Genomic DNA, 26,335 nt, shown 5'->3' on the forward strand with positions numbered 1-26,335 from the left:
CCCCGCAACCAATAAAAAACGCCTCTCAGCTTGTATAAGTTGAGGGGCGTTTTTTGTGCTCGGAAGTATTACGGAAGCCAATGATGTGTTTGTATTTAATTGTTAATGACGGGCAAAGCGGAGAAGCTTGAAAATATAGTAGAGATTTTGTTTTTATTCGAGGCGTTAATTTTAAGTTCAAACGTTGGATCGCTAAAGTAAATTTCTGTATAAAAACAATGACTACCGTTGTAAAATAAAGGTAAATTTTTAGTGTCGTCAACTTTGAAATTACTAAACCAACATGGGCGAGGCCGCTGCCAAGGCAAGCACATTTTTATTTCCGATCTATTTCCGGTGCATAATGCTGGACTCCGCTAAAGCGTCGAATGATCAACCTGGGCTTCTCGCTCAAACATCATTTCTTCAAGATCTCTACAACTGATACCATAGCGACAATACCAACGAACACATTGATGGATGAGTGTGCCATGATAGTGGCGCTATCTGACATCTAATAATTCCGAAAAGAAAATGAAAATATTTTAAATAATAAGATTTATACAATCTTTTGCAACAAACCCAGATCTCAGTGTATAGAGTTTACACTGAACAGCATCGGACAATTCTGACTTCGACCAAGGCATACAATGAATATTGGAATAACAGAATAGATAATTGATGTGAGGAAATTCAGCATCGAAAATTTATGTAAATATAACTTATCCAAGAATAGAAAACTTTAAAGATGACACGCCGAAATAATGGACAGGGCAAATGACAGAGCACACACCCCATAACCGTGATAAAAATTACAGAATTCGCAAGGAAAGCTCGTTTTTAAAAGCCTTAAGTGTTTCTAACGATGCCGGAGAAATTAAACCGAGCATGTACAACAAGTACAGGCAGATCTGTAGGTTTATCGAAATCTTCATGGAAAGGGTTGAGCGGACACAAGCCATAAAGCAAAAGAGAGTAAAGGTTTTAGATATTGGATCGGGCAAAAGCTACCTAACTTTCGCAATCTACGATCAACTTACTGAGGCAGGTCTCAATCCAAAAGTCGATGGCGTCGATACAAGGCCAGAGATGGTAAATCTCTGCAACGATGCAGCAGAAGTGTGTGGTTTTGAGAACCTTGCATTTCACAATCTGAAAGCTGAAGATTTTTTTGAAGGCTACTATGATGCAATCGTTGCTTTGCACGCCTGTGACACGGCGACAGATGATGCACTATTTTACGGAATTAAATCGAAATCCAAGTTGATAGTTTGCGCGCCTTGCTGTCAAAATGAAGTTTTAAAGGATCTTCAAAAAAGCGGCACACAAAGCAGGAAATTTATTTCACACGGGTTATTCCTACAAAAGCAAGCCGACATTATTACGGACAATAGCCGCGTGATGCTTCTGAGATCACAAGGGTATCAGGTGGACGTTATTGACTTCGTCTCTACAGAGCACACACAAAAGAACACACTTATTACAGCGACAAGAAAAAATAAACCTTCGCGTGAATATGAGAATGAATACGAAAATTACAAAAAATCTTTTGGTTTTAATGGTATAAAATTGGAAAGATTGATGAGGGTCGAGGGGTTGTTACGTTCCAAATGATCCCATTCTCAATTATTGTAAATCACGTATTTTTTCCTAATCGATAAGATGAGTAATTTTAAATGCCGTCATCTTTAAGGAGAAATCATCCTCTGGGTCATAATATAATCTAATCCTGGGTTTGTATGCCCCGCAACTATTAAAATCAACGCCTTAGGCGTTTTTTGCTGTGTGGAAAATTGTAGAAGAGAAAATGGGAGGGGGGGGGGATATGTGGGGTCAAATCGACGCGTAACTAAGTTCATAATACTATTAATGAAAGCGCGGTATACTGGGGAAAGCAATACTACCTCACTTAAGATAGCTGGGTGAAGTCTATGAAGGGCTTTTGTCACAGATATAAATGACGGGCTTTGAAAGTATACAAATGTACTGTCCAGCAAAAAAATGAGAAGTACCTGAGACTTTAGCCTCTCTGGGTATAACTTCATTGCGCCCTATAGTTTTGAAGTTATTCTAATGGTCGATAGATATATTTTTTATAACTGTCATCTAGCCCTTCTAAAAAAGGGTTATCAATTTCAAAGTACCGACGAGAATTCAGATTGGCAAAGGTTATGCTTGGGCCATAGGACTTCTCCCAGAGTTCTATGAGAGACCCGTCTTCATAAGCAATGATCAATCCTTCGTGTATGCGTTGAGCAGCCTCTTTGTTTTCCTTTGCGGTAAAGAAAAAGCGTGGAAGAGGATAATAAAGAGTAAAGCTTTCATCGTAAGCTAAGTTCGGGATATGTTGGTGAGCGATCCATTCTTCTAAAAGCTCATTTACGCCACGCGTGAAAAGATCAACTCTACCGTTCGCAACCATTTTGAACATACCTTCGTATGAACTGACAGATTCAACTTGAAGATCATGTGATTTCAGTATCTTAGTATCCAACCAACCAAAGCCTTGTACGATGTTAAATTTTTTTAAATCTTCTAGATTTTTAACTGAATTAAGGAGAGCTTTAGTACCCTCTGAAGTGAACGCAACTCGGTATCCGACAATGCCTAGATCTACGGGAAAAGGCACTGCCGCCATCTGGTCAACGTTTTTTAATGATACAGAATTTCGGACAAAGAAATTTTCATATTTACCTTGCCGAGCATCAGCAAGAGATCGCTTAATATTAGAACCTAATGGTGCAAATTCTAACTTATAAGAACCATATTTAGATTTGGTTTTTTCCAACGCTAGTTCAAGGAGTTTGATGGTGTAGTCTTGCCGTTTGTCATTAGGACTTTCAGGTGCTCTTGTTGTATAGACTGTTTGTGCTAGGACTTGGTTTGTATAAAAGCAAAGAAAAAATAATATGAGGAATTTCATGAGTACGCTATTTTTGAATAAAAACTAGATGTACTATAAGGTAGGGAAGTTAATGAAGTAATACTTACTTTTACTCTTTTGACAATTCATAGACATGCCAAAAAAAGTATGTGTTACAGAACATTGCACCCACTCCATTAATAGGCTGATAAATGAGTAAGAAGTCCCTCGTAATGAGAGGGATTTTCGCGTACAAACCAGCTCATTATTTGTATTTATGTATAGCCGATTCTTCGAAGGCACGTTTTCAGGAAAGATATAGTCAAATGGAAATCACTGTAAATTTTTTGGATAACCTTCGGCTAGAGGCTAAGTTTGATGACTTTTCGATAATAACTGATCAGCCTATCCGGTATAAGGGCGATGGAACAGCCCCAAGCCCTTTTGATTATTTCTTGGCCTCTTCCGCCCTTTGCGCTGCATACTTTGTAAAGGTTTATTGTCTGTCGCGTGATATCTCCACAGATGATATTCGGGTTTCTCAAAATAATATCATTGATCCGGAAAACAGATACAATCAGATCTTTCAAATTCAAATCGAATTACCGTCCAACATTTCTGAACGCGATCGGGCTGGTATTTTAAGGTCTGCCGATCGCTGCACTGTAAAAAAAGTCATCCAGCAAGGGCCTGGTTTTACAATTGACCCTGTGGACGATTTGAATGATACGTCGTTGTTACAAGCGTATGAGGGGGATGGCAATACAACGATTGTGGGCAAAGATCTTCCTTTGGAACAAACCATTGCCAATATGACGTCCATTCTATCGGATGTTGGCATTAAAATTGAAGTCTCGTCTTGGCGTAATATTGTACCAAATGTATGGTCGCTTCATGTTCGCGAAGCCTCGTCCCCTATGTGTTTTACCAACGGAAAAGGGGCGACGAAGGAAAGCGCGCTTTGTTCGGCCTTGGGCGAATATATCGAACGGATGAGCTGTAATTTCTTCTATAATGATTATTATTTTGGTGAAGAAATCTCGAATAGTAAATTTGTTCATTACCCCAACGAAAAGTGGTTTAAAGCCGGTACAAACGATGCGTTGCCTGAGGGGCTTATGGATGAAAGATGCCTGCAACTCTATAATCCAGATGATGAACTCAGGGCATCTCATTTAATTGATACAAATTCGGGGCTTACAGAGCGTGGCATCTGTGCTTTGCCCTTTACGCGTAGTTCCGATCAGGAGACGGTCTATTTCCCGTCTAATTTGCTCGAAAATTTATTTGTTAGCAATGGCATGAGTGCGGGCAATAATCTGTACGAGGCACAGGTACAATGCCTGTCTGAAATATTTGAACGCGCTGTCAAACGACAGATTATCGAGGAAGAAATCATTCTGCCCGATGTGCCAAAAGAAATTCTTGCAAAATACCCCCATATTTTAGCCGGTATAGAGGAGCTGGAAAATAAAGGTTTCCCCGTTTTGGTTAAGGATGCGTCTTTGGGGGGGAAGTTCCCTGTTATGTGTGTGACCTTAATGAACCCGAAAACAAGCGGTGTTTTTGCATCCTTCGGTGCGCATCCAAGTTTTGAAGTGGCGTTGGAACGTTCTCTTACGGAACTCCTACAAGGACGTAGTTTTGAGGGCTTAAATGACGTGCCTCCTCCGACATTCGATAGCAATGCGTTGACTGAGCCTAATAATTTTGTTGAGCATTTTATTGATTCAACCGGTGTTATCTCATGGAAATTTTTTAGTGCGAAACATGATTACGCGTTTTGTGAATGGGATTTTAGTGGCACGACAGAGCAAGAAAACGAATGTCTGATGAATATCCTTGCAGACCTTGGAAAAGAGGTTTATGTCGCGACCTATGAAGATTTTGGGGCGACTGCTTGTCGGATATTAGTACCAGATTATTCAGAAATTTATCCGACAGACGATTTGATTTGGGATAATACCAACCAGGCGCTGATGTTCAGAGAAGATATTCTGAACCTTCATTCATTAACGGATGAAAAGCTTGAAGAATTACTTGAACGTTTAGAAGGACCGGAACTGGATCCTTATACTGTAATATCAAGTCTGGTCGGAATAGTATTTGATGAAAATACGGTTTGGGGCAAGTTGGATATTCGTGAACTGAAGATATTAATTCATTTAGCTTTGAAACAATATGAAGACGCGAAAGAGCTTATCGGCGACTTCTTAAATTTCAATGATAATACGGTGGAGCGTGTTTTATTTTACCGGGCAATGGACGCAGTGCTTGATATTACAATGGATGATGACTTGGATATCGATGATTATGTACCAAATCTCATCAGGATGTACGGCTCTGAAGTCATGGACAGTGTGCTGGGGTCTGTGACGGGGGATGTTAAATTTTCGGGTTTAACAAAGACAAGCATGAAGCTCGAAGGACTAGATAAACACCTGAAATTGATTGAGAGCTATAAAAAATTACATAAGGCGCGGGAATTACAGCTTTAGAGCAGAGGTGGATTTTTTGTATAATTTTTTTGGGGGATGAGCGAAGAAAATCAATACTTGGTACTTTGTTCACTCTTCGCTGAATTACAAACGATAAATTGGCTAGTGCCATGGTGGTGTTTTATTCTTGAAGCAGCAGCATTTGGTCAGAGTTTGGAGAGACAGTTTAGGCTGGAACTTGGTTCTGGGCACGAACTTTTCGATACTTGCCAAAACTATAGAGCAATTGCGAAGAGAGAAGATTGCGATGATGTTCTGTTCTTTCTTCCTGACGCAACTAAGCCGTATGCTCTTGTGCATTTGACTTGGGGGAGTAAATTTTCGGATAGTCCTACTTGGCCTCAATTTATACAATTCAACGATTTGCAAGAGTTCAATCTGCGCGTACTACTCCCGGTTTATAAAGAGTTTAATGATTATGGGTGAGCATGAAGTTGTGATTATCGCACCTTAATTAATTTAAGCCCTCGTATTTGAGTCAAAACTAAAGAGAATGTCTTAGCTAAGAGGAGGCGCCTATTTCCGGGTCGTACTGTCACGCTGGATGAGATCAAAGCCGATATCGATTTGGTTGTGCTCTGGCGTTTCGCCTTTTAGGCGTTGGAATATTGCCTCTATGGCGAGTTGTCCAATTTTATATCTGTTGGTACGAACGCTTGTAAGAGATGGGTAGGCAGCGCTCATCATCTCAAAATCGTTAAACCCGATCAGCCCGATTTGATCGGGGACTAATATGCCTTGAGATTGACATTCAAAAAGGGCTCCCAAGGCGATATCATCATTGGCACAGATCACGGCGTCAGTGTCTGGGGCATTATCCAACAATTTACGCATTAAAGTTCGGCCGCAATTAACTGATGAAGCTTTTTCTGTGAGAATTACGCGTCTTGGATCATAGAGATCTAGAGGTTTAAGCATACTGCGATACGATTCCAGTCGCCGTTCCATACGGGGATCCATCCGGGCGGCTAGATATCCTATCTTACAGAAACTTTGTTCCAGTAGATGCTCTGTCATGGCCTGTCCAGCGGCTATGTGAGAGAGGCCAATATTCATATCAATAGGCTTATCACCTGTTTCATATATTTGAACGATAGGAATTTTTGCTTCATAAAGCAAGTTTACAGATTTTTCTGATTGATCAATACCCGCCACGATAAGAGCCGCAGGTCGATGCCCTAGAAAAAGGGAAATCAAACGATCTTCTTCTTGAGGATCATAACGGGTATTCCCGATCAAGACTTGATAGGGGGTGCCCTTAATACCGTCATGGATGGCACGGAGTGTGTCGGCAAAAACATTATTTGAGATCGAAGGAATAAGAACACCGATTATGTCGGCCTGGCCAGAAGCAAGTGCACGAGCCTTTGGGTCTGGGGTATAGTTTAAAGTCGTAATTGACTGCTCTATACGGGTTCGCAGTTTATCTGAGACTTTTGACGGATCGCGTAACATTCGTGAAACCGTGATAGCACCGACCTTGGCGTGTTCTGCAACATCTGTAATTGTTGCTCTTCCCGATCCTTTACGCTTTCCCACCGATAGTTATTCCTCACTAATTATTTACAAATTTACTTTTGAAACAAGATTCGAGGCCAAAATTAAATTTAATTTTAAGTACATTCTTAAGCCCGGATCATGGTTTTATCAAGATGGTTTAAAATCTTCGATTTACTAATTTTACTGTTCTCGTTTATTTCCACAATTGACAATATGGTAGCGCTACCATATTAAGGAAATAGCTACAAACAGCAGTCGCAATTAAAAAAATAAAGAAATTCAATAGGTTGTTATCAAGTGTTCTTTTTAAAGAGCACCTGCCTGGCTGAATAAATGATATAAAGTGAACAAAAATCGTCCTTGGGAGTAGTAACACGATGTTTAAGAAAATTACGACAGGTCTCGCTATGGGACTTTCAGCTGCAGTAATGTCCACAGCAATGTCTGGGGCGTCGTTTGCCGCAGATTATAACTTTAAATTCCAATCCAGCGATCCTGCTGGCAACCCGAACTTTATGCTAAAGCAAGAATGGGCCGAGCGTGTAGATATTATGACGGGTGGTCGTCTTAAAATCGAAATGATGCCTGTGAACTCTGTGGTTCAGCATTCAGAAACTCAAGATGCAGTTGCTGGTGGTATCTTGGATGGTCATATTACCGATACCAGTTATTTTGCGGGTAAAGATCCTGCTTTTGGTTTGATTGCCAACCCAGTTGGCGCTTGGTCCGATCCATCAGAAATGCTGCGATTTATCAATTACGGCGGCGGTTCTGAATTAATGAACGAAATCCTGGAGCCTTATGGCCTGCATTTCATTGGTGCTACAACACCTGGTCTGGAAGCTTTTATTTCCACAAAACCACTCGATGGTGTTGCTGATCTTAAAGGCCTTAAAATGCGTGCCCCAGAAGGCATGGTTCAAGAAGTCTTTGCTGCTGCTGGTGCTTCACCTGTTAATTTACCAGGTTCTGAAGTCTTTACATCTTTGGATAAGAAGGTGATTGAAGCTGCTGATTATACTGTGTTTTCAACCAACCACGCACAAGGCATGCACGACATTGCAAAGCACCCGGTTTATCCTGGTTTCCATTCTATGCCGATGGTTGAAGTATCCATGAACAAAGCCAAGTGGGATGCGTTACCTGCGGATATTCAGAAAATTATGGAAATATCTGTGCGTGATTTTGCAATAGATATGACTTCTAAGTTGGCAATGAAAGATCTGCAAGCTGTTGCGGAAGCAAGTAAAGATCCTAGCCTTACAATTCACAACTGGTCAGCGGTTGAACGCGCTAAATTTCGTAAGATTGCGCAAAATCAATGGGCAGAAGTGGCTAAACGTTCTGAAAATGCACAAAAAGTTTATGATGTGCTTTTGGGTTACCTTACCAGTCAGGGCCTGATCTGATACGTTGAAATAAGATGACGCCAATAGATGACGTACGAGAGGGGTTCTCTCGTACGTTTCTTGCCAGGAGTAAGTTATGGCCGACCCCATTACCCCCGATAATATCCCAAAGGCTCCAAAAGTACTGGAAAGCCTTGAAAACGAAACCGCTCCAGCAGAAGCTGGCGCTCTTGGCCGGGTTATTAATGCACTAGGTTCTGTATTTGCCTTTTGCTTTGCCGTAAGTATGGCAGTGCTGATTTACGAAATTGTGTTGCGTCACCTCTTTGACGCCCCAACTTTGTGGGCTCATGAAACTACGACATTTCTCTGCGCAGCAGGTTTTATTTTCGGTGGCCTTTTCAGCGCTTCGCGTAATAAGCATATCCGAGTAGTGATCTTTTACGATTACGTTGGACCAAAAGTTAAATGCTGGCTAGATATCGGGATATATATCACCTGTGCGATCGCAACCGGTTTTTTCTCTTATGCAGCGTGGCTTGTCGTGAAACGGGCAATTTTTACACCTGGCGGCGAATTACGTTTTGAGACCAGTGGCAGCGCGTGGAATCCTCCAACGCCGGCTCTACTGAAGATGTTTTTACTGACCGTTTTAGTGGTTATGACCATTCAGTTCATTGTATTTGCTATTTCCCACATTCGCGCGAATACATCCGGTGATAAGAAATCCCTGAACAACGCTTAAAATCGGAATAAATTGATGATTGATCTTTCTTTGCTCGGCGTTGAATACGGGACGCTGGTCATGTTTATAATGCTGCTTGTGATGTTGCTCACGGGTATGCCGCTTGCGTTTGTAACACTCCTTGTTGCCTTGGTGTTTGCCCTAGGATGGTTTGGACCTATGGCTGTGCCTTTGATAACCAGCAGGGTATATTCTTTCGTATCCTCCTTTGTTTTTGTGTCTGTTCCCATGTTTGTTCTCATGGCTGCGTTATTGGATAGGTCAGGCATTGCACGCGATCTGTTCGATGCTATGAAACTGGTTGGTGGACGTGTTAGGGGCGCTGTTGCAATCCAAACTATTTTTGTCGCTGTGGTACTTGCCGCCATGAGCGGTATTATTGGCGGTGAGATTATTTTGCTTGGTTTATTGGCATTGCCACAGATGTTGCGACAGGGCTATGATCGTAACCTTGCAATTGGTGTCGTTTGCGCCGGTGGATCACTTGGTACTATGGTGCCGCCGTCTATTGTTCTTATCATTTACGGCCTAACAGCAAATGTATCAATTGGTGATCTCTTTACCTCTGCTTTTATTCCGGGCTTGATGTTAGCGAGCTTTTATGTCGCTTACGTTCTAATTCGTTGTTATCTCAATCCAAATTTAGCGCCTGCCCCAGAAGTGGAACCTCTGCCGTTTAAAGAAAAGCTTCAACTTCTCAAGGGAATTGTTCTCCCGATTATGGTTGTAATCTTTGTTTTGGGATCAATTTACGGCGGGATCGCGTCTGTAACGGAGGCATCCGCCGTGGGTGTAGCCGGGGTATTACTTTCGGTGATCATTCGTGGTGAATTTACTTTTGATATGTTCAAAGGGGCTGCCATCCAAACTTTATCTACCTGTGGCATGATTGTCTGGATCGGGATCGGAGCTAGTGCCCTGGTTGGAGTTTTCAACCTTATGGGAGGGATAAATTTTGTCTCTTCTTTGATCACGGGTATTTCTGACAGCGGGATTGTTATCATACTCTTTATGATGTTGATTTTGTTTGTGCTTGGTATGTTCCTTGATTGGGTCGGTATCGCGCTTTTAACCATGCCTATTTTTGTACCTATCGTTATTTCTCTTGGGTATGATCCCGTATGGTTTGGTGTTTTGTTTGCCATGAATATGCAGGTAAGTTTTCTATCACCGCCCTTTGGCCCGGCAGCGTTCTATCTTAAATCTGTGGCTCCGCCCGATATTAGCTTAGGGGTTATCTTCCGGTCGTTATTGCCTTTTATCTGTATTCAAATTGTTGCCGTTGGTTTGCTGATCGCATTCCCTGGTTTGACTGGTCGTTAAGGGATTTAAGACTATGACAAAAAATAAACCACAACTTCGATCTCGTTCTTGGTTCGATGATCCTGACCATCCGGATATGACGGCGCTCTATCTCGAACGCTATTTAAATTATGGCCTGACCCGCGAAGAGCTTCAGTCTGGTAAACCGATTATTGGTATAGCCCAAACGGGATCTGATTTATCGCCGTGTAATCGCCCGCACCTAGAGCTTGCCAAACGTATTCGCGATGGCATTAGGGATGCTGGTGGTATTGCGATGGAATTTCCTGTTCACCCCATACAAGAAACGGGCAAACGTCCGACAGCTTCACTCGATCGAAATTTAGCATATCTTGGTCTCGTTGAAATTCTTTACGGTTATCCACTAGATGGGGTGGTTCTGACTGTTGGTTGCGATAAAACGACACCAGCATGTTTAATGGCAGCCGCCACGGTTGACATTCCGGCGATTGTTTTGAGCGGAGGACCAATGCTCAATGGATATTCAGGTGGACGATTATGTGGATCAGGAACCGCTATTTGGGAAGCACGAGAAGAACATGCCAAGGGTGAACTTGATTACGAAGGTTTCATGAAGCGCGCGGCAGATTCTGCGCCTTCTGCAGGCTATTGTAACACCATGGGAACGGCCTCGACCATGAACTCTCTCTCAGAAGTTTTGGGCATGCAACTTCCCGGGGGCGGTTCAATTCCTGCTCCTTATCGGGAACGAGGTCAGGTTGCTTATCATACCGGACAACGAATTGTTGATTTGGTACGTGAGGATATAAGGCCTTCTTCGATCCTGACCCGTGAAGCATTTGAGAACGCAATCGTGGTCAATTCTGCGCTTGGTGGCTCAACCAATGCACCCATTCATATTACAGCAGTTGCCCGTCACATTGGTGTTGATCTTCAAATTGAAGATTGGGAAAAGCATGGTTTGGATGTGCCGATGCTGGTTAATCTCCAACCTGCAGGAAAGTACTTAGCCGAAGATTTTCATCGTGCAGGAGGGGTTCCGGCGGTTGTTGGTGAGTTATCGAAGAAAGGCTTGATCCATGAGGGATGTTTAACCGTCTCGGGTCAATCTATTGGCGAGAATTGCAAAGGTCGCGGGTCAGAAAACTCCGATGTTATCAGATCTTTTGATAAGGCCTTGATGCCGTCGGCTGGTTTTAAAGTTATTAGCGGGAATTTGTTTGATTCAGCCATTATGAAACTGAGCGTTCTATCAGAAGATTTTCGAGATCGCTATTTGAACAATCCAGATGATCCCGATGCTTTCGAGGGAGATGCTGTGGTTTTTGATGGCCCAGAGCATTACCGTAAACTGATTGATGATCCGAGCTTGAACATAACTAAGAACTCGATCCTCTTTATTCGTGGGGCAGGGCCTATTGGTTACCCTGGTGCGGCAGAAGTCGTAAACATGCGGGTGCCGGATTATCTTTTAAGACGTGGAATAAAATATCTTCCGTGTATTGGTGATGGAAGACAGTCAGGTACTTCAGGATCTCCTTCCATTCTCAATGCGTCCCCAGAAGCTGCGGTTGGGGGTGGGCTTGCTCTTCTTAAAAATGGCGACCGGATACGTATTGACCTAAACAAAGGTCAAGCCAATATGCTTGTGTCCGAACAGGAGATTCAAAGTAGACAACAAGACTTGGAAGCCGCAGGCGGTTACGCCTATCCAGAAAGCCAAACTCCCTGGCAGGAAATTCAACGTGGAATTGTCGACCAATTGTCAGAAGGCATGGTGTTGAAGAATGCTGTTAAATATCAAAGAATAGTTGCAACAAAAGGTGTTCCCAGAGACAGCCACTAAAAATAGGACAGTAACGAGTTCTGTCTTAATAAGTGCTTTCATATAAGACCACTGGACCCGTAAATGAGTGACTGAATAACGGTTATGACAAAAATATTGACGATTGGTGAAGTAATGCTCGAGATGTCTGATGTGGGCGACGGGCTGTTTAAAAAGAGTTTTGCCGGCGATACCTTTAATGTGGCGCACTACATCAATGTTGCAAGTCACGGCCTTATAAAGGCTGAATATCTTACTGCCCTGGGGCAAGATGATAGTAGTAGAGATTGTCTGTCTTTCCTTGAAGAAATGGGGGTTTCAACAAACAAGGTACAAACCCTTGAGGGGCGCACCATTGGTCTCTTTGTACTTAGTAACGACGCTGCTGGGGAAAAGAAATATGGCTATTGGCGCGGCCAATCGGCGGCGAGGCACTTGTTTGATCAAGTACAGGATTTATCTGGTTTTGATATCGTTTACTTTTCCGGGATCACTGCTGCGATCACGGAAAACAAAAATAACCTGATTAAGTCGCTCGCCCAAGTTAAACAAAACAGGGGATCTGATAAGGTTAAAATCATTTATGATTTTAACCACCGTGCCCAGTTGTGGTCAAAAGATGAAGCCCGTGATTTTGCTTTTGAGATACTGCCTTTGGTTGATATTGCTAAAATATCAGATGAAGAGCTTGTTGTCCTCTACGATGAAAAAGATGTTCAGGCGTTTTCCAAACAATACTCGGATACTGAATGGGTCCTCACTTGCGGTGGTGAAAAAGCTGAAGTTTGGCAAGCGGGCGAACGGCTCGCAAGACAATGCTTTACGTCTGTTACAAATGTTGTTGATACATCTGCAGCCGGGGATGCTTTTATTGGAACTTATTTGACGGCAAAATCCGATGGTTCGTCATTAGATAATTGCTTAAAAAAGGCGCACTCCATTGCGTCTCAAGTTGTCTGTGCCAAGGGGTCTATTGTTAAAATCGACCTCTCTAAACTCAATTAATTTTTGGAAGAACTATGTTTAAAGACTTAAAAAGCCGAATTGAGCAGATGCCGCTAATCGCGATTTTACGTGGTATTACCCCAGAGGAAGTCGAAGATATTTCGGATGCACTGGTAGATAACGGAATAATCTTTATGGAGGTCACACTCAATAGTCTGAATTGGGAAGAAAGTCTAAGGCGGATCAAAGCAAGGCACGGGGATCATATCATTTTGGGTGCTGGGACCGTGCTGTCAGAGGCCGATGTTGATCGCGTTAAGGCAGTAGGCGGTCAGGTCATTATCTCTCCTAATATGGATATGGATGTTATTAAGCGTACTAAAGAGCACGGTCTTGTTTCTGTACCGGGTTGTTATACTCCGTCCGAGTGTTTTACTGCTCTTAAAGCCGGGGCTGATATCTTGAAAATTTTTCCAGCAGATACTTTGGGAGTTCCTTTTATAAAAGCAATATCAGCAGTTCTTCCATCGGGAACGCCGATCTGCCCTACAGGCGGCGTTACTGCTGAGAACATGCACACTTTTATGGATGCTGGGGTCTATGCAATGGGGATGGGATCTGCACTTTATAAAACAGGCAGATCTAAAGAAGATGTTGGTGTTCAAGCAACTAAATTGGTTAAAGCATTTGAACGGGCAGTTCTTGGATAGATCCAAGGCATAGTGAGGATCATCAAGATTACCTCTTAAGCTAGAAAGACCTATACGATCACAAAGTTCTGATTGGTTAGACAGAGTAATTGTCGTGGGACTCTACTTGAGCTCTGTTGAAAAAATATCACCTTTGTGTATAATGTTGACCAAGTAATCATTGCGACCTCTGAAATTTTTATGTCTGGAAGATCAATGGATGTTCCACTTAAATTCAGGAGTTTTGTAACTGGTAAAAAAATATCTTTGTTAGCGATTATTTTTTTATTCTTGGTTCAGTATGTTGGTTCTTCCACGGTTACATTCTCTGATGAAATCAGTCTGAAAGAGCGTCAGCACTTGCAGGCTTTGCAGCTTCGAGAAAATTCAAAAGCAAAGGCTCAGTCTCAATTGGGATATGAGAATGTATATGGAGATCCTCGAGATAGGCAAATTGATTACTACGCTCTTAACCAACAGATAAATCATTTATCTAATATAATAAAATCCCTTGCCGAAAACGATCAGGTAAACAAGGACTTTAGGTCTCCTCCTTCAGTTTTGCCGCGATCTCTCAATCCCGTTGGTAACTTTAACATTCCAGATAAAGACAAGGTCTATGGACCTTTAGGTCCTTCGGACAAAGCGGTGCGGTTACTTTTGGAATATCAGTTAATGGTTAATGGTAATGAACGATTGCAAGTCGGTAAAATAGTAGAAAATGAAACATTTATTACGGCAGAAGTCGTTACGGTCGAAGGGTCCTTGGTTGAGCGATATAAAATTGATAAATCAAACGGATCTTGGGTTACTGATTAACAAACCCTCCTGTGGTTATCAGGCTAGATAATCTGTGGTCATAAGTATGGAAAGGTAACTCAAACATGTTTGGTCTCCGGTTTCCAGGTCGATTAAATAACCTGTTATTATCTTTGTTTTCCTTAATTGTTTTTATAATTCATTTTAATCCAGCCTATTCACAGTCAACTACGGGTGATGAGACTGAGAAAGTCGTAATCCTTACCGAGACGGTTCAAGAAATTGCGGGCCCTAAACGTGTGGTTAGTGTCGGTAAATTTGATGCTGTAGGGTCGTTTGAACAAAAATATGGAGACTGGGATATTGGTGGTGGGTTGTCTGCCATGATGACATCTGCATTGGTTGAATCGGGACGCTTTATTGTCGTAGAGCGTGCAAACGTCCAGCAAGTGTTAGCGGAACAGCAGATGAAGGGTCAAAACATCACGAGCCCAACGACAGGCCCAGAACTGGGGCAGGTCACAGGGCTTAATTTTTTAATCTATGGCGCGGTTACAGAATTTGGTGATCAAGACGAAGGCGGGGGCTTTGGTGTCGGCCTTTCCGGTGGCAATATAGGTAATCTTTTTAGCGGTGCGCTATCTCGTCAATCAGCGTCAGGGAAAGTGGCGATGGACATTCGTCTCGTTAATGCAACGACGTCTCAGGTTGAAGAGGTCTATCGGGTGTCCGAGACTATCGATAACTCATCTTGGGACCTATCTCTTGGTTACAAGGGAGTGAGTATGGGGACTAATCAGTTCCTTAAAACACCTTTAGGTGAAGCCACTCGTAAAGCGATCACCCGTGCAGTACAAATGATTGCTGCAAAGAGTAATTCGGTGGCTTGGACCGGACGTGTTGTCGATTTTGATTCAGGGCAAGTATACATCAATGCAGGTTCTAATTCCGGCATACAGACAAACGACAAATTTATGGTTGAGCGGGTTATAAAAAAGCTGACAGATCCTCAAACTGGAGAGGTACTTATGATTCGTAAAAAAGAACTCGGTTTGGTGACTGTTTCTGATGTGACACAAAAAGTCTCTTTTGGGAATTTTGTTCCTCTTGATATAGATACGCCTCAACGTGGGGATATCATTGTTATTGTTAGGTAAAGGTAATGCATAACCTCTAAGGAGGTATTTTCTATCCGGGAACGTACGCATAAGACGAGCTGAAATTCAGCCTTTAGTACAAATAGCCATTGTTGAATTTCTCTTGTCCTGAGTGAGGGTTGGGAGAATTCACATGCTTGGTACTATTGTTCATCGAATTAAAATTTCTCTCAGTTTCTTGGGAGGAGTATCGGCGTGTATTACTATTATTTGGCCTCTTTCGACTGCAATTTCACAGACCTATGAAGCCCAACAATACTTAAATCAGGGCTATTCCGTCTTTACGCCCGGGCAGGAGGCTATACCTGGTGGAGGCTATGCCACACAAGCTACACAAGCTGGGCAGGCAACACAGGCAAGGCAGTCAGAAGGTTATGTATCGCCTTATAGCCCCAGTCAGCCCTATCGCCCTGCTTTACCTGTCGGTCCTATTATTGAAAATCCCATCCCTACGTATAATGTTCAAACCTACATAGCACCGTTGGCCATGCCGATCCAAAATGGAACACCTGGTATGACGGGACGGCTAGCGACGACTGAGACCACTACGTATACATCCGGGGGAACAACGACGACTTCGTCAACGTCAAGAACAACAGTTTATCAAGTACCAAACGTGGTTGGTACTGCCCGTACAGAGCCAGTCGCTGGTGGGAATACTTTTATTTCAGTTGCTCCCAGTTCACCTAGCGTTATTCAAGTGCCCCCTTTTATAGAAAACCCTTCTGTCATAGAGGCAGTTCCTCAAGCCCCAGCTGTTGTTTCTCGGATTGAAACAACGACTTCTGATGCAGTCTCGACTCTGTCAGAGGATACCGATTCAAACGAAACATCCAGTGCTGAAACTACAACTAAAGAAGTTGAAGAGGGAACGGGCGATACGGAAATCGTGGCGGAGGGAGATCAGCCGGCCTCTGTCGGTGAAACAGAAACTTCATCTCAGAGTGGAGAGACGGTTCACCATGAAAAAAAGAAAAAACAACCGGGTATGACGCTTGAGCAGATTACGGCAATGCGTAAGGCTTCTGAAGAACGCGCAAAACGTAATCTTGTACGTGAAGATGTTGCCCCTATTACCAGTGTTGATACGGTACGGGAATGGTCTGGTCCAAACCTCAACAATCTCATTACTCAAGTTGGTGAAATTGTACGAGCTGCCGGAAGTAATTCACTCGCCATGTTAGATAAGAATACTCTGGAGGTTGAGGTTGATCCGAAAGACATCGAAGATGCGGCCTCCGAAGAAGATAAAAAAAGAGAAAAGGAGAAAAAGAAACTTCTTAAAACGTTAAAAGAACTAAAAGAACGTCAAGAAAAAGAAAGGCAAAAGATAAAAGATGAACTGAAAAGAGAGAAAAAAGACAAAAAATATAAAGCTCGAAAAGAAGCAGAAAGAAAGCTTAAAGAAGAACGCAAAGAGCTCGAAAAAAAGAATAGAGAGTTAAAGAGAAAAGCTGAAAAGCATAAGAAAGATGGCAAGGATCTGGATCAGGCAGAAAAAAATCTTAGGGAAATTGAGCAGGAAATGCGACGAGATGGGGATCCAAACTGTAGGAGTTCTGCCTGTCAGAATGTCCGTCGATTGAGAGCTGATAACCAGTCGGAAAGATTGGATCATCTTAAGAGCGGTGATGCGCTTCAAAAAGAAGCAAAACAGTTTAACCGCGATGTAAAGAACTATCAAAACGCTTCACAGGAACTAGAGGATCTTAAAGATCGTGGCTTTGGTATGAACGAAGCTGAGAGAGCTGATCGTAAAGCAGATCAACGTGTTGAAAAATTAGCTGAGCAAGAAGCAAAAATTAAGCAAGCGATGAAGGATCTTAAAAAAAATGCTGACTTGAAACAAAAAACTGAAGGGGTTTCTCGTGAAGAAGCTGATGAATTAAGAAAACAAATGAAGGGATTGGAAGGGTTATTAGAAAAAACAAACGATGCACAAAAAATAGCAGAAAAAAAAGCGTTTATAACTGAATCTGTAACTCTTGGTTTGGATGCTAAAGCCGCTTCTATTGCTTATGATCAAGATGTACCTCGGGCGTTTGAAAATAAAATTGATGAAGCAAAATCTATCAGAGGAATGACGACTGAAAATTTGGTAAAAGTAAGTCGTCGGTATGATGACTCTTTAAAAGCTTTAGATGGGGTGGAACAAGCTATCAAAACAGGAAAAATTCCTAAAGGAGGACCACCTGAAGCATTGGCTGAGTTTAGTCAACTATCTGATAACTACGAAGCATTAGATAAAGAAAAACGAAATCTATGGGGGCAAACGATAAAACTAAGAAGTCGGGCTGACACAATAAAGAATTTCATCAAATTTGGAAGCTCTTCATCTAAGGTAAGAAAAGAGTTATCGCAATACTCAAAGGATGAGTTGCGTGAACAGGTGAAAGAGCTTGAAAAAATAGAAGATAATTTAAGTTGGCGCGCTCAAAATCTGCACGAAAAATCTGAAGATGTTAGACGAGAAATGCGTGGATTATTACCTGTTGTTGAATCTGATATTTTTAACCGACAAGTTGGATTATTTAATACAGAAATCGCAAACGGACTTTCCTTGGGGGCAGATGGTAAGGTTAATAGAAAAGCTTTTGGGAATAACGTCGCGGCTGTTGCTGATCAACAAATACAATTGGCCAAGTTGGGCAGTGAACTTAATGCAGTTACGAGAAAGCTCTCTAGTTATAATTCTCAAAGCGGACTTACGGCTCAGCAGGCCCAAGAAACAGAAGTCCTTGCTTTTAAACGTGATCAAATCCAAGAAAGACAGAACGGTATTGTTAGTAAGCTCGGTGAACTGGGTGTTAGCGGTAAAATGCAAGAAGGGAAGTTTGTCCCCACACCGGTAACCAGAGGTGGAGCAATTACATGGAATACGGCAAGAGACCAAGTTGTTAATACCTTTAAGGGGATAGAAGAAAATCGCCGTAAAGTAGCTGCCGCGACCAATAAGAAAGTTAGTTTGGCAGGGTTACCTGAAACTCCTGATAAATCTAAAAAAAGCTCTATTCAGGAAGTAATCGATAAAGACAGAAATACCTTAAATCAAGCCTCTTCTCGTATGGGAGGGATCATTGGTGCAACACTCCCTGAAATCGTCCAAAAAATCGGATCACAGCAATTACTTTCTGATTCTAGTGAGGTTCTTTATGACCTATCTGGATCCGCTCAACAGAAGAAAAGTAAAGAAGTCACCGTACTCGAGGCTGCTATTTCTGATATTGATAACAACATTGAGGCCGTTGAAGAGACAATGTTCGTTGCCCGTTCAAACAATGTAAATTGGTTAGAGCAAGGGTTAAATATTCAACGAGAAACCCTTTTTTCCTCTAGAGCAATCCTTGAGGTTAAGCTCGATAGAGAGAAAGATAAATTAAAGCAAGAAATTGTTCGTGTACAAACCCGAGCAAAACAGACGTCTAAAGAAACGGAAGAACTAAAGCAGGCTCTTACCAGCTTGGATTTGAATATCTCTTCTGTAACTGCGGTGGAACAGGCCCTCGTAAAGAGTGGTCAACAAAATTTGTCGCAAGGATACCGGGCACAAAGACAAGCTTTGGAAATAAGCCGTAATCAGGTTGAGAAGGCATTGGAACGACAAAGGGCTATTGATAGGGAGAAAATTAAAAACAACCCAAGTGGCCTTAACACGATTGATCGTTTATTGGGGCGGAACGAATTAACTTTGGTTAAACATGATTCTCAACCAACACAGGTTTCGGTTGTTACCATTGAGAACAAAAAAACCAAGGAACTAGCAAATGCGATAGAAGCATTAAACAAATCTATTGATTCTATCGAAGAGACGATGTCTGCAACTGCTGGAAACAATGTGCCAGGTCTGCTGAAATCGCTTGAGGGCCAAAGAGAGGCGATGTTTACCGGACGAGACAGTCTCGAAAAACAGTTGAATGCTGAAAAGGTAAAATTAAAACAGCAGGTGGAAAAGTCGAAAAACCAAACACCTTCTGAACAACGCGAAATTGCCCGGAAAAAAGCAAACCCCGAAAGTATTAAAGAAAGTCTAAATGAAAACATCAAAGCATTTGATGCAGCAGCCAAGCATTATAGAGAAATTGGTCAGGATGGTTTAGCGCAAGTCTTTGACGTACAAAAAGCATCATTAGAAAAAGAAAAAAACCGACTTAAAGCCACCAAAGCCAGCTACACGATTGGGGAAAACAAATCTCCGGAACGCGCGGAACTTGATGCGATAAAATCTTTGGTTCTTTGGTTAAACAAAGATATCTTACCTGCTTTTTCCAAAGAAGACCCTGCTCTTAAAATATTACCATCTGTTATTGCTGAAATTACACATAAATTCGGTGCAGAAAGCACTGAACAGATTATTGACGAAGCTTTGGATGAATTGGTGGACAATGGCCTCAAACCGGATGGGGCTTTGTTTGTCGACGCGTTATTTAAAAGAATTAACAGAGAACTTAACTCTCAAAGCGAAAGCGATGAAATAACAGTAAGTGAGATTCCGCGTCTGAGTTTTTTGGCTAAGATACTATCAACGCGTAAGAAGGGTGTTAATGATCAGGAAACGGCTTATCTTCAAGGGTCATATGATACCTTAAAAGCCAAGTTGGAAAAAAAGCTTTATGAAAATCTCAATAAGCAAGGAGCGGCTCCCTTAGCTTTAATCCAAGATTTATCGACTTTGGTACAACTGGCTAGTTTCCCCGGAACAGATACAAAACAACTCCGGCCCTTGATTGCTCAGTTCGATCGTCAACTAACACGGTTAGAAATGAGTTTAAAAGAAAACAAAAAGGAAGAACTCAACACCGTTCTCTCTGAAGCAAATAGCAATATTAGAAAATTATTATTTAATATTAAACAATCAATACCAAAGGGCAGGGAGAAAGCTAATTTATCTGGTGAGCTTACGAAACAGCTTATAAAAATCAATGATTTGCGAGCAAAAATCTACGGACAACAATTTTCGTCGGAAGAGTCGAAATCCCAAACACAAATACGAAAAGATTATGGAATTTCCAGATTGGAACAGGTCCGTAACTTGATTAACTCGGGAAATCTGGTCAAGGCGCTTAAAGTTCTCAAAAATCTACAAATTGAAGATCCTGCTGTTAAACAAAGTAAAACTTTAGCGATAATCGATTTGGTTACACAAATTGAACGACGTTACGGCTTTTTGAACGAAAGCGTAAAACAGAAACTAGGGAAGTTATCAGACCTGCGCGAAATGCGTGAAACAGCTTTATCTGAGTTTGTTAAAGAAACCAAAGACCCTAAAATTATCACCGGAATTTCCTTTCATTGGGCAGAGAGGCTGCTCCGGGAAGGGCAATTTACCGAAGCAACGTCCGTTCTCAGCAAAGCTCTGGAGAAAAATCTGTTGGATCCGTCACTCCTTGCTTTGCAGGCAAGGGTGAATTTGGCTCAAAAAGGGGGAGAAATTACAGAAAAAGACATAAAATCCGTTTTGGGAAATATCCCAGCCTCAATAGGGGCTGAAGTGGGCAGCATTATGCTCAATGGTTTTGTTGAACTCGGCGATCATGCCAAGGCCAAGACATTAATATCCGTGCTCAGAACGGCCGAGGACTTTGACGAAGCAACCAAGACACGTCTTAACATTCAGCTGGATTTTGCGGAAATCTCTGTTATGGCAAGCGGTTTGGGCGCAGGGCAAGACGATGAAGCTCTGAAGAAGAGGATAAGAGACTTTCAAAAACGTCTCATGGGGGCAGAAGGTCTGAACGACAAATACAAAAAAGCCCTTATTGCATCGAGTAACCGGTTGGTTCAGGAAATTGATAAAGCCATCAAATGGAGAGCAAGTGTTGAAAAAAGCAGCACATATGCAAGTGAGTTGGGCAACATAGCCAGAAGAGCCGTGAGTTCTGGACGCTATGACATTGCAGAAAGCGCCTTAAGGAAACAAATTGAAAAACTTATAAACGAGCATGGACCAGAAGATATCGACCGTGGTTTCATGCAAGTCGTTCGTCTTTTGGATGGTATTCGGATGCGATCACAAGATCCCCGTTTAACGGAAGAGCAACGGAAAATTTTTGTTGAATTTCTACAAAAAACCGGCAGTTATATTAATGAAAAACTCGCGGGATATTTTAAAGAAAGAATAGCGACCGCTTCCAAACTGGCGCGAACAAAAGAAAAGAAAGAATCACACTTAAGAAGCCTGCAGCAAATCAATCTGGAACTTCGGTCTCTGGCCCAATTGAAGATGAGGCTGGACCTGTTATCTGTCTCCCCTAAAGAGCGGGTGAAGAAGATGTCCGAATTGGTATCGGCGGCAACAAAGGAGATAGATAAAAAAGAAGCGCAGATACTTAAAGCTTTCGATGGTTTGGGGACGGTGCTTCGAGACAATGAAACAACCAAGATTAACCTTGAAGAACAGATAGCCCAGTTGAATAGCCTTCGTGCCCTTCGGGATGGAATGAAGGATTATTATATTGAAAATGCAGGTAATTTCTCGGCTCCCGACTATCAGATGTATGGCATGAACTACGGATCTTTCCTTCCTAAAAATCATCGGGAGTGGGAGATTACAACTATTCAACGGACCCTTGCCGGTGTTTATGCCAATGGCAAGTCGGCAGATCGGATTTGGGAAGAGAGAAAACACCTCTCGAACTTTACTGTTGGGCGAGGATTGCGTGAAAAGACCCTCGCCAACCACAAAAATACGCCGAGAGATAGAGAATATGAAGCTGATGAGAAGAAATATCGTAACCATTGGCTTATCACGGCACTTGATGACGCGAAACTGAAATATCTGGATCAACGCCGGGCGGAACTGATCAATGAAGATCGGCAACGCAGTCGGTCAGAGCGGGGCAAGCTGTTTGAAGAGATGATCAACGCAGAAGCCAAATATTTAAAAGCGTTGGTCGGAACATCAAATGCTTTCCTAGAGATGTTTGAAAAATTAGCGCAAACAGGTCGCTTGATGAAGGGGGCGGCTCGTGAACTCGAAGGGCGGATTGTTTATAACCAACAGCGCTTGCTGGTTGAAGAATATCAAACAGCCCTGATAGATGAAGATGCGCAACGTCTGTTTCGGGCGATGATACCGCTGCGGGAAGCTTCTTTGGCGGGTGAACTTAACAGCTTTGTCAGCTACCTCCATATCGATTGGTATGAGGCAGGCCCCGCAAGAGCGGCAAACCTATTGGGAGGGATGGCAGATACCCAGGCGGAACTGGAGGAGGTCATTGCCGAAAGTCAAAAACTCAATATTGCTTTAATCCGAGCTGGACATAATCTTCCGAACCAGTTGAGTGAACAGGATAAAGAGGTTCTTCGGGAACACGGTTTCCTCAAGAATAACGTATACGTTATTCCAAAACAAATCGTGTTAGATCCAACAAAGGTCGGTAGTGAGTTTGTCAAAAAGACACAAACAGGTGTTGCTGGGACCATTGATCGTTTCTTAAACGCCAAACAAGCCGGGGAACTGTTCGCAACCATTGCCATACCGGGAGGTGTTGCCGGGAAATTTGGCCGCTGGGCAACGGCAGAAGTACTTGCTTATGGTGCGGTACGTTCTCTTGGCGGTAAGGCACTTGCTTATGGGACTGGTTTGGTACTCGAAGCGGGAGCCTTTACGCTTTTAAACAGAACGGCTCAAGTGGCACTTGATCCTGCACTTTTAATGAAAGAGGGCTATTGGTCCAGTGAAACTCTTTTAAAAGAGTATGCACATAACCTTTTAATAATTGGAGCGTTAAAAGGCTTTGGCGCTGGAGCCGAAGGGGTGGCAAAGCTTACCCAACGCATTGGTGCCAAACAACTGGCGGGTATGTTGAAGGCCACCACCATTTTTGGTGAAGCCGCGGTCCTAACCGCTTTGAACGGTCTTCTCGAAGGTAATCAGATTTCTCAGGATGAATATCTTGGCAACCTTTTGACCGTTGTGATGTTGAAAGGCACGGGAAAAGTTCTGGAGGGCAAAAAGAAGTCACCGCTTCAAAGGTTGAACGAAGTTCGGATCAATCGGTGGCTGGAGAGTATCGGCAAGCCGCCCATCGAAGGCACAGGACCGACAACTAAAGTCAGTCAACTGCGTGATGCCCAAATCCGCCATGTTGAATATGTTGATTGGTTACTGTTTGTTGATAAACCGACCAAGATATTGATGGAACGCTATAACGGGGACTGGGATGCTGCTCGTAAAGACTATCAAAATGGCAATCTGTCAGCTCAGGATATGCGTAAACTGGTTAACCTGCGTCGCCAGATCGTTGATAATCTGGCCAATGAAATTGTTCAGGAAATCGGCGGTGAAGTACAGGCCTTTGGCTCTGAAAACCTGACCAGTGATTATGACATCAGTTTTGTGGGTCCCAAGGCGGCTCTTGGGGTGATCCTCTTTAACGCGCGCTTTGCCAGTCGTTGGAAACTTGCCAGTGAAATCGGGGGGCGTGAGACAGGGCTGGTGCTTGATACCAACGCTTACACGGAAACTATTCAAAGTTTAATCGAAGCTGGGAAAGGGGATGTCCTTTTTCAGGACGCTTTTGCACATTTATCCGCACGGAAGGCGCTGCCAAAAGAAGCTTGGGATGCCCACAAAAAGTGGATTTTGGAAAATACTTCTGAAAGTAAAAAAGCCGAAGTGACCGAGGCGTTACGGTTGGCCGAAAAGTATAATGCGGAATACCGCGAAGCTATAGAGGCGCAAAAAGAGAAACTTCGCAATGATAAGGAAAATCCTGTTCAGGAGGTTGATCTACAGATCACGGCTGAAAACAGGCTCTACGAAAATGCCCTTAAGGATATTCTGGAATTGAGAAGCTCTTTTGAGAAAGCCACTGGAGCAGAAAAAGAAACACTGAGACAGAAGTTGCGTAATGCACAATCCAAGGCACTCTATTTTGCACAAGAAGCCTACTATACCCAAGCTGCGATTGAGCACGTCGTCTTTACCATTCAAGCAGCAAAAAGGTCGATCACGGTCGAGAGTTTGCTTGCTGATACAGCGCCTAAATTGAAGATTAACCTGACACCGGAACAAGGACGCCAGTCATACTTTGAACAAATCGCTCACATGTTGCATGAAATCACTCATTCTGGCGATCCCTCCAAGCTGGCATCTAAAGGGGCAAAGTATTTTGTCCGGGCCTTGGATGCGGCGCAGATTGCTGGCTTAAAACTCGGATCTTTGGAAAAAGTGGTTCGAGAGACAGTAGAGCTTAACGACAATCGGGCTGATATTGATAAGGTGAAAGAAATCCTCTCGAAAGAAGCCATCGAAGCCAGAGAGAAAGAGCTTAATCGAAAATTGAGTGACGTAGAGATTGAAGCCATACAAAACGAAGCGGGGCTGCGTTATCTTGCCGACATACAGGCGGCTGCAAATATTTTGACGGCTGCGCTTTACAATCAAACATCTGGTTTTCGAGAGGCTTCGGTTGAGGGGGCAAAAGGCGAAAAAACAAACCTCGAAATCGCAAATGATAATGTCGATCCAGATAAAAGAACGGCGCCACAACTCAACAAACCGGTCGTAGAAAAGACGCCCGTTATTGAAAAAGCACCTGCTGCCGAAGTTCCACGCGCACCGGGTAGTGAAGTCATCAAGGTTGATGTATCGCGCCCGGACTTAACAGCGAAAGCGCAAAACGAGTTTAACTTTACAGACCCAAGCGGGGCGGAACACTTTCTTCCTCTTGGTAAGTTTCTTGGCAGTGGTTCCACCAGTTATGTTTATGAACTCGCGAGACAAACCAAAACCCGCGTCGTCCGCGTCACCGTGGCTGAGAGTTGGGATGCCCGTGTCTTGGATGAATTTGGGCGCTTTGCGCTGGAGAAATTGGTGGATACCCGGTTTATCCGGATTGTTGAGCGTTTTATTCGCTATGACGTAACCAATACTAAAAACGAGTACTTTGAACCAAGAGACACACAGTCTGTTGAAATCAACGAGCGGATGGAGAGGGGAACTGCTGAACAAATTATGGCTGAACAAGGAGGAGAATTGACTAAAGGCCAATCTCTTGCTTTAGACCAAGCGGTGAGAGAGCTTAACCGGAGTGGCCTTGCTTGGCTGGATGTGAAGCCTGATAACTATTCCTTTGAAAAGCTAAAAGGTACAGATCGCTGGCGAGTAGTTGTATTGGACCCCGGTGGGATCGTGGCGCTGCACGGAGAGACTGCAAAACAGCGGTATGATAATGCTAGGAATGTTCAAGGCTTAATTAATCGTCCTTCTTTGGAACAGCTGGAAGTTTGGCAACAGTTTCAAAATGCGAGAGGAATGGTTCTTAATGAAATTCGCCAATTGGTTCGTGAAAATCATCGTGCCAACTTTAATCTCGCGGCTATGAAAATGTCCGCTGATGGAAAAGTAGCTTTCAATCCGGGAGGTTTCATGGAGCTGCCTGAAGTCAGACGTTTGTTCGATCTTAATCCAGAGGCATCTAACGATAACTATCTTCAACACTATAAAACTCCACCAGGTGCAAGGGCTAAGTCTCAATAGTGATTGCTTGTGGCTACAGCAGTTCATCCAGACCGTTTGGCAAATAAATCTAAAGAACGAGTTGGGATTTTGGCGAATAACGCGAGAGAGGTCCTCTGCCGTGTGTGTGTGTTCAATGTGAAAGAACTTACTCGTAACAATATGTCGAATTTCAACATTATTCGTAGCATACTCTAAAGAATTATTTTGCCTCACTGCGAGCTCTCAATCAGGTGCCGTGTACTATTCCGTGTTACCCGATACTTCCAAAGGAATACGG

14 protein-coding genes and 1 pseudogene are annotated in these 26,335 nt (G+C 42.9%); 12 read left to right on the top strand and 3 right to left on the bottom strand.

Going from position 1 to position 26,335, the window contains the following annotated elements; genetic code table 11:
* Nucleotides 1–322: 322 nt before the first annotated feature.
* Nucleotides 323–461 (bottom strand): annotated as a pseudogene (locus ACFSKO_RS15310) (IS6 family transposase); the annotation flags it as partial.
* Nucleotides 462–756: 295 nt separating this feature from the next.
* On the opposite strand from ACFSKO_RS15310, the gene ACFSKO_RS15315 reads away from it, so the two are divergent.
* Nucleotides 757–1,593 (top strand): class I SAM-dependent methyltransferase, encoded by an 837-nt coding sequence (locus tag ACFSKO_RS15315; protein WP_380253187.1) that lies wholly within the window; start codon nt 757–759, stop codon nt 1,591–1,593.
* Nucleotides 1,594–2,044: 451 nt separating this feature from the next.
* Here ACFSKO_RS15315 and ACFSKO_RS15320 read toward each other — a convergent pair whose 3' ends face one another.
* Nucleotides 2,045–2,902, bottom strand: coding sequence for a hypothetical protein (locus tag ACFSKO_RS15320; RefSeq protein WP_380253189.1), 858 nt, complete (start codon nt 2,900–2,902; stop codon nt 2,045–2,047).
* Between the two features lie 266 nt (nt 2,903–3,168).
* On the opposite strand from ACFSKO_RS15320, the gene ACFSKO_RS15325 reads away from it, so the two are divergent.
* Together ACFSKO_RS15325 and ACFSKO_RS15330 are read left to right on the top strand one after the other, a co-directional pair.
* A complete protein-coding gene (locus ACFSKO_RS15325; protein ID WP_380253191.1) occupies nt 3,169–5,340 on the top strand; it encodes an OsmC domain/YcaO domain-containing protein in 2,172 nt (723 codons plus the stop codon).
* Between the two features lie 36 nt (nt 5,341–5,376).
* Nucleotides 5,377–5,766 (top strand): hypothetical protein, encoded by a 390-nt coding sequence (locus ACFSKO_RS15330; protein ID WP_380253193.1) that lies wholly within the window; start codon nt 5,377–5,379, stop codon nt 5,764–5,766.
* A gap of 90 nt (nt 5,767–5,856) precedes the next feature.
* Here the strand turns inward: ACFSKO_RS15330 and ACFSKO_RS15335 are convergent, their stop codons facing one another.
* Nucleotides 5,857–6,879 (bottom strand): LacI family DNA-binding transcriptional regulator, encoded by a 1,023-nt coding sequence (locus ACFSKO_RS15335; protein ID WP_380253195.1) that lies wholly within the window; start codon nt 6,877–6,879, stop codon nt 5,857–5,859.
* Nucleotides 6,880–7,217: 338 nt separating this feature from the next.
* On the opposite strand from ACFSKO_RS15335, the gene ACFSKO_RS15340 reads away from it, so the two are divergent.
* The 9 genes from ACFSKO_RS15340 to ACFSKO_RS15380 all read left to right on the top strand — a co-directional run bounded on the left by ACFSKO_RS15340 (nt 7,218) and on the right by ACFSKO_RS15380 (nt 26,076).
* On the top strand, nt 7,218–8,249 hold the full coding sequence (locus ACFSKO_RS15340; protein ID WP_380253197.1) for a TRAP transporter substrate-binding protein: 1,032 nt from the start codon (nt 7,218–7,220) through the stop codon (nt 8,247–8,249).
* Nucleotides 8,250–8,325: 76 nt separating this feature from the next.
* Nucleotides 8,326–8,934, top strand: a complete 609-nt coding sequence (locus tag ACFSKO_RS15345) for a TRAP transporter small permease subunit (RefSeq protein WP_380253199.1) — start codon at nt 8,326–8,328, stop codon at nt 8,932–8,934.
* Between the two features lie 15 nt (nt 8,935–8,949).
* Nucleotides 8,950–10,257, top strand: a complete 1,308-nt coding sequence (locus ACFSKO_RS15350; protein WP_380253201.1) for a TRAP transporter large permease — start codon at nt 8,950–8,952, stop codon at nt 10,255–10,257.
* A gap of 13 nt (nt 10,258–10,270) precedes the next feature.
* Nucleotides 10,271–12,064, top strand: coding sequence for an IlvD/Edd family dehydratase (locus tag ACFSKO_RS15355; protein ID WP_380253203.1), 1,794 nt, complete (start codon nt 10,271–10,273; stop codon nt 12,062–12,064).
* An 84-nt stretch (nt 12,065–12,148) separates the two neighbouring features.
* Nucleotides 12,149–13,048, top strand: a complete 900-nt coding sequence (locus ACFSKO_RS15360; RefSeq protein ID WP_380253205.1) for a sugar kinase — start codon at nt 12,149–12,151, stop codon at nt 13,046–13,048.
* A gap of 14 nt (nt 13,049–13,062) precedes the next feature.
* The gene (locus ACFSKO_RS15365; RefSeq protein WP_380253207.1) at nt 13,063–13,698 is read left to right on the top strand and encodes a 2-dehydro-3-deoxy-6-phosphogalactonate aldolase; all 636 of its coding nucleotides are present in this window, start codon (nt 13,063–13,065) and stop codon (nt 13,696–13,698) included.
* Between the two features lie 195 nt (nt 13,699–13,893).
* Entirely contained in the window at nt 13,894–14,496 is a 603-nt protein-coding gene (locus tag ACFSKO_RS15370) for a hypothetical protein (protein WP_380253209.1), read from the top strand.
* 65 nt (nt 14,497–14,561) lie between these two features.
* On the top strand, nt 14,562–15,593 hold the full coding sequence (locus ACFSKO_RS15375; RefSeq protein ID WP_380253210.1) for a CsgG/HfaB family protein: 1,032 nt from the start codon (nt 14,562–14,564) through the stop codon (nt 15,591–15,593).
* A 133-nt stretch (nt 15,594–15,726) separates the two neighbouring features.
* Nucleotides 15,727–26,076, top strand: a complete 10,350-nt coding sequence (locus ACFSKO_RS15380; protein ID WP_380253212.1) for a coiled-coil domain-containing protein — start codon at nt 15,727–15,729, stop codon at nt 26,074–26,076.
* Nucleotides 26,077–26,335: the final 259 nt, after the last annotated feature.

Source organism: Kiloniella antarctica (assembly GCF_042682825.1).
Lineage (GTDB): Bacteria > Pseudomonadota > Alphaproteobacteria > Kiloniellales > Kiloniellaceae > Kiloniella > Kiloniella antarctica.